Source organism: Xenorhabdus sp. PR6a (genome assembly GCF_028599065.1).
Classification (GTDB): Bacteria; Pseudomonadota; Gammaproteobacteria; order Enterobacterales; family Enterobacteriaceae; genus Xenorhabdus; species Xenorhabdus doucetiae.
Map to the genome: position 1 here is coordinate 1 of NZ_JAQRFJ010000188.1, position 799 is coordinate 799.

At 45.7% G+C, this 799-nt stretch carries 1 protein-coding gene; it reads left to right on the forward strand.

Going from position 1 to position 799, the window contains the following annotated elements; all coding sequences use genetic code 11:
• Positions 1-65: 65 nt before the first annotated feature.
• Positions 66-799 (forward strand): IS5 family transposase gene (locus PSI15_RS18245; RefSeq protein ID WP_443256118.1). Its coding sequence is split into 2 segments (ribosomal slippage), with 735 coding nucleotides annotated over them: positions 66-441 and positions 441-799; the frame shifts between segments, so codons are not numbered across the junction. This gene is flagged as partial in the annotation.

A 799-nucleotide genomic window follows, 5' to 3' on the forward strand; every position in this document is an offset into this window, starting at 1 on the left:
AGTGTCGTCATAAATTATTTTGTGTGATAATAAGATTCATATTCTATAAACAGAGTGAACTAACCATGAGCACACCCGCCTACCGTCGCCACGATATTTCCGATCATGTCTGGAATTTACTTGAGTCCCACTTACCGGGCCGAAAGGGTGCTTGGGGACGGGTTGCTTACGATAATCGATTATTTATCAATGCCGTATTTTGGATTTTACGAACAGGGGCACCTTGGCGAGATTTACCGACCGATTACGGTGACTGGAAAAACACGCATCGCCGTTTTTGCCGGTGGCGGGACAAAGGCATATGGGAAGGATTACTCGAACAACTCATTGCTGAGCCGGATTTTGAGTGGTTAATGATTGATGCAAGCCACATTAAAGTTCATCCCCATGCAGCAGGGGCTAAAGGGGGTAATCAAGATATGGGACGCACAAAAGGGGGCTCAATACAAAGATACATTTGGCCGTGGATGCGCATGGTATGCCGGTCAGAGCGATTATTACAAGTGGTACCACAGCAGATTGTTCACAAGCTGATGACTTGATTGAAGGATTCGATGCCGAACATTTATTAGCAGATCGAGGCTATGACAGTGATGCCATCGCTGAGCAAGCGAAAAATCAAGGTATGAAGGTACAAATTCCGAGCCGTAAAAATCGCAAAGTGCAACGAAAATATGATCGAGAGCTCTATCGACTCAGGCATTTGGTTGAAAATGCCTTTCTCCATTTGAAGCGCTGGCGTGGTATAGCGACCCGTTATGCCAAAAATAGTGCATCGTTTCTTGCCGCAGTCCAAATC